The sequence below is a fragment of the Lentibacter sp. genome (genome assembly GCF_965657785.1).
Taxonomy (GTDB): domain Bacteria; phylum Pseudomonadota; class Alphaproteobacteria; order Rhodobacterales; family Rhodobacteraceae; genus Lentibacter.
Genome location: NZ_CBFHPP010000001.1, coordinates 244,719 through 248,570, shown reverse-complemented (window position 1 = coordinate 248,570; position 3,852 = coordinate 244,719). Strand labels below are relative to the sequence as shown.

Annotated in this window: 5 protein-coding genes; 4 read left to right on the top strand and 1 reads right to left on the bottom strand. The window is 59.0% G+C overall.

All coding sequences use genetic code 11. The features are described 5' to 3' along the window. Positions 1-41: 41 nt before the first annotated feature. Positions 42-386, bottom strand: coding sequence for a 30S ribosomal protein S6 (gene rpsF, locus ACTF58_RS01200; protein ID WP_300293783.1), 345 nt, complete (start codon positions 384-386; stop codon positions 42-44). A gap of 318 nt (positions 387-704) precedes the next feature. Between rpsF and ACTF58_RS01195 the strand changes: the two genes are divergently transcribed. The 4 genes from ACTF58_RS01195 (at position 705) to ACTF58_RS01180 (ending at position 3,650) form a co-directional block, all read left to right on the top strand. Continuing rightward, positions 705-1,274: a hypothetical protein gene (locus ACTF58_RS01195; RefSeq protein ID WP_438990128.1), complete on the top strand. Its 570-nt coding sequence runs from the start codon at positions 705-707 to the stop codon at positions 1,272-1,274. A gap of 134 nt (positions 1,275-1,408) precedes the next feature. Next, a complete protein-coding gene (fabD, locus tag ACTF58_RS01190; protein ID WP_438990127.1) occupies positions 1,409-2,365 on the top strand; it encodes an ACP S-malonyltransferase in 957 nt (318 codons plus the stop codon). A 76-nt stretch (positions 2,366-2,441) separates the two neighbouring features. Further along, positions 2,442-3,179: a 3-oxoacyl-ACP reductase FabG gene (fabG, locus tag ACTF58_RS01185; RefSeq protein ID WP_438990126.1), complete on the top strand. Its 738-nt coding sequence runs from the start codon at positions 2,442-2,444 to the stop codon at positions 3,177-3,179. A gap of 237 nt (positions 3,180-3,416) precedes the next feature. Next, positions 3,417-3,650 carry an acyl carrier protein gene (locus ACTF58_RS01180; protein ID WP_089890617.1) on the top strand — a complete coding sequence of 78 codons (234 nt, stop codon included), beginning with the start codon at positions 3,417-3,419 and terminating at the stop codon, positions 3,648-3,650. Positions 3,651-3,852: the final 202 nt, after the last annotated feature.

The following is a 3,852-nucleotide window of genomic DNA, read 5'->3' as shown; positions in this document are numbered from 1 at the left end:
AAAATGGTTTCGTAGCCATGGTTTAGTGTCCTTTCTTAAGGTTAGCGGCGCTCGCGGCGCTCTTCGCGTTTTTGCATTTGAGCCGAAGGGCCTTCTTCGTGGGCATCAACCTTGATGGTCAGGATGCGCATCACGTCATCATGCAGGCGCATGAGGCGTTCCATTTCCTGAACAGCCGTCGCAGGGGCGTCGGTGCGCAGGTAGGCGTAATGGCCCTTGCGATTCTTATTGATTTTATAGGCCATTGTTTTAACGCCCCAGTATTCAGTTTCTGAAACTGAACCACCGTTGTCCGCGAGGACGGCGCTAAAATGTTCGACGAGGCCTTCGGCTTGCGTGTTGGACAAGTCCTGACGCATGATGAAAACGTGCTCATAGAGCGGCATCTTGCTTTTCCTTTTCTGTGCGCATTTCATAGGAGGGTCATATGCGCCTTCTGCGACCCATCCACGAGAGCTGCGCGGTTCACTTTTATACAGAAGACCAGTGCGCTTACCCCGATTTCCCCATAGTCGCAAGCCTCAATCCCCTCTGTCGCCAAGCTTTTCGGGGGCGCGGGTGGCTGCTGCCGCAATCTTGGCGCAATCTGTTAAGAATTGCCCAGATATTGCCGCTTCGGCTCCGCTGTTTTGCCCGATCACAGAACCACAGTCTCTCAAAAGAAGATGTCACAGCCCAGAACGGGCCTGATCGGGAGACCCTAGATGACACTGCACCAAGCCCTTTCTCACCACCAGACACAGGCTCAAGCACTGGCTCAAGCGCAGCCCCATACACAGGTTCAGGCGATGTCAGCAACCCTGCCTCAAGGTGGTATGGTTTCGGGCGAAGCCCACGCCCTGCAGGCGCTCCCGCCCTTGCGGCTCTTTCATGTCTTTGCTGGCGCGGTTCTCTTGGTGGCGGCCGTGGGCCTCTGGGCCGTGCCCGGATCCACATGGAACCAGAGCGCACAGCTGATGAAGCTGTTTTTAACGATTTCAGCCGCTCTGACAGGGCTGGCCCTGATTGCCCCGATGCGCCGCAGCTATCCCGAAGTGACGCTTGATCCGCGCGCCGAGCGCCTTGATGTGATCGAGCGCAATGATTTTGGCCGCATCTCCAAAAAAACCACCTATAGCTATGACCAGTTGAGCGAAGTGGATGTGCGCGATGGCGTCTTTATTGCCCGCGATCATCACGGCCGCAGAGTGGTCGAACTGCCGCTTGGGGCAGAAGTCGAGGCGCTGGACGCCCTGCGCGCTGCCCTTGGCCCGAGTTTTGCGCGCACAGCTTAAGGCCCTCTTAAGCCCTTGCAGACGTCAGGCGATTCAATCGTTCTAATAGGCCAGTGCCACGCGCGTTGGCCTTTTTCGTTGCGGGCGCGCCTCGCTTCGGGCTAATTGCTTTGAACAACATTGAGGGGGGCAAGATGAGCCGCGCATTCGTATTTCCAGGGCAGGGCGCCCAAACCATAGGCATGGGCCGCGCTCTGGCCGAAGCCTATCCGGCGGCAAAGGCCGTCTTTGATGAAGTCGACGAGGCCTTGGGCGAAAAGCTCAGCAGGTTGATCTGGGAGGGCGAGATAGAAGCGCTCACGCTCACGCAAAATGCCCAACCTGCCTTGATGGCGACATCTCTCGCCGCCCTGCGCGCGCTTGAGGCCGAAGGTGTAAAGATCACCGATGCCAAGCTTGTGGCAGGCCACTCCCTTGGCGAATATTCCGCTCTGGCCGCATCTGGCGCGCTTTCCGTGGCCGATACGGCGCGCCTTCTGCGCATCCGTGGCAAGGCCATGCAAGAGGCCGTGCCTGTGGGCGTCGGCGCGATGGCAGCGCTTCTCGGGCTTGATTTTGCCACAGCCCAAAGCGTCGCCGCAGAGGCCGCTCAGGGCGGGGAACAGGGCGATGTCTGCCAAGCCGCCAATGACAATGACCCAAGCCAAGTGGTTGTGTCTGGACATAAAGCTGCGGTTGAGCGCGCCGTCGAGCTGGCCAAAGCCGCAGGCGCCAAACGCGCCATGCTCTTGCCCGTCAGCGCGCCGTTTCACTGCGCCCTGATGGCCCCTGCCGCCGATGTGATGGCCGAAGCGCTCGCAAACGTTGAGATCAAAGCGCCGGCTGTGCCGCTTGTGGCCAATGTGAGCGCCGAGGCGGTGACAGACCCTGTGATGATCCGTGCGCTCCTCGTGGAGCAGGTCACAGGCTCGGTGCGCTGGCGCGAAAGCGTGCTCTATATGGGCGCGGCCCAAGGCATCAGCGACATCTGGGAAATCGGCGCTGGCAAAGCGCTCTCGGGCATGGTGCGCCGCATCAACAAAGAGATCACCTGCCGCAACATCGGCACGCCAGAAGACATTGCAGGCGCGCTTGAGGCCTTGAAGGGCTGAAGCAGGCCCCGAAAATTCAAATTTTCGTGCCAAATTTTGCTGACAAAATTTGCGCACGCCGGAAAGGAAAGAGACTATGTTTGATCTGACAGGAAAATGCGCGCTTGTGACAGGTGCGTCAGGCGGAATCGGCGGAGCCATTGCCAAGGCGCTGCACGGGGCAGGGGCGACAGTCGCTCTTTCGGGCACCCGTGAAGAGCCGCTCAAGGCGCTGGCCGCAGAGCTTGGCGAGCGCGCCCATGTGCTGCCTTGCAACCTGTCTGACGCCGCCGCCGTTGATGCGCTGCCCAAACAGGCGATCGAGGCCATGGGCGCGCTCGATATCCTCGTGAACAACGCAGGCATCACCCGCGACCAGCTTTTCATGCGGATGTCTGATGAGGAGTGGCAAAGCGTGCTTGATGTCAACCTGACCTCGACCATGCGCCTGTGCCGCGGTGTCATGCGCCCGATGATGAAAGCCCGCTGGGGCCGCATCATCAACATCAGCTCGATTGTCGGCGCCACGGGCAACCCGGGCCAAGCCAATTACGCCGCCTCCAAAGCGGGCATGGTCGGCATGACCAAATCGATCGCCTATGAAGTCGCCAGCCGTGGCATCACAGCCAATGCGATTGCTCCGGGGTTTATCGCCACAGCGATGACAGACAAGCTCACCGAGGAGCAAAAAGAAAAAATCAATGTGCAGATTCCCGCCGCGCGGATGGGCCAGCCCGAAGAGATCGCGGCGGCGGTGCTCTACCTTGCCAGCCCCGAAGCCGCCTATGTCACAGGCGCAACGCTGCACGTGAACGGCGGAATGGCGATGCTCTAAGCGGTGATGTCGCTCTTGCGCTTGCAAAGCCAAGAGCGCGCGCTAATTTGGACAAAGCATTTGCCAAAGCCTTGGCGTGTGCTATAGGCCACCGAGATTTCTGGATATTCGCCGTTTCGCGAGCATTCAGGCCCTCCCAAGCGGGAGACGAACCGCCCCTAGGGCACTTCAACCGCCTGCCCCTTGGGGCATGGGCAAAACCCGGGCAAAAAAGCCCATTGTTATGAGGATAAACACATGAGCGACGTCGCAGACCGTGTAAAGAAAATCGTTGTCGAGCACCTTGGTGTAGAAGAAGACAAAGTTGTTGAAAATGCATCTTTCATCGACGATCTGGGCGCAGACAGCCTCGACACAGTCGAGCTGGTCATGGCGTTTGAAGAAGAATTCGGGATCGAAATCCCTGATGACGCAGCCGAAACAATCCAGACCTTTGGCGACGCTGTTAAGTTCATCAAAGAAGCAGCATAATCTCGCAGGCCCAAGGCCAGCTTGACCCTGTTGAAACGGCTCGCTGCACAGCGGGCCGTTTTTTTCTGCGCTGTGCCCGGCGCGCGGCCCGTCCTCTGCAAGCCCGCTCTTGCCCCTTGCCCCCAAGAAGCGCTAAGAGCAGGCAAGAGACAGATAAAAAGGGGGCACATCATGCGTCGTGTTGTTGTTACGGGTCTAGGAC

Coding starts and splice junctions, on each gene's coding strand:
- ACTF58_RS01195 (WP_438990128.1), top strand. CDS start 705: ATGACACTGCACCAAGCCCTTTCTCACCACCAGACACAGGCTCAAGCA.
- fabD (WP_438990127.1), top strand. CDS start 1,409: ATGAGCCGCGCATTCGTATTTCCAGGGCAGGGCGCCCAAACCATAGGC.
- rpsF (WP_300293783.1), bottom strand. CDS start 386: ATGCCGCTCTATGAGCACGTTTTCATCATGCGTCAGGACTTGTCCAAC.
- ACTF58_RS01180 (WP_089890617.1), top strand. CDS start 3,417: ATGAGCGACGTCGCAGACCGTGTAAAGAAAATCGTTGTCGAGCACCTT.
- fabG (WP_438990126.1), top strand. CDS start 2,442: ATGTTTGATCTGACAGGAAAATGCGCGCTTGTGACAGGTGCGTCAGGC.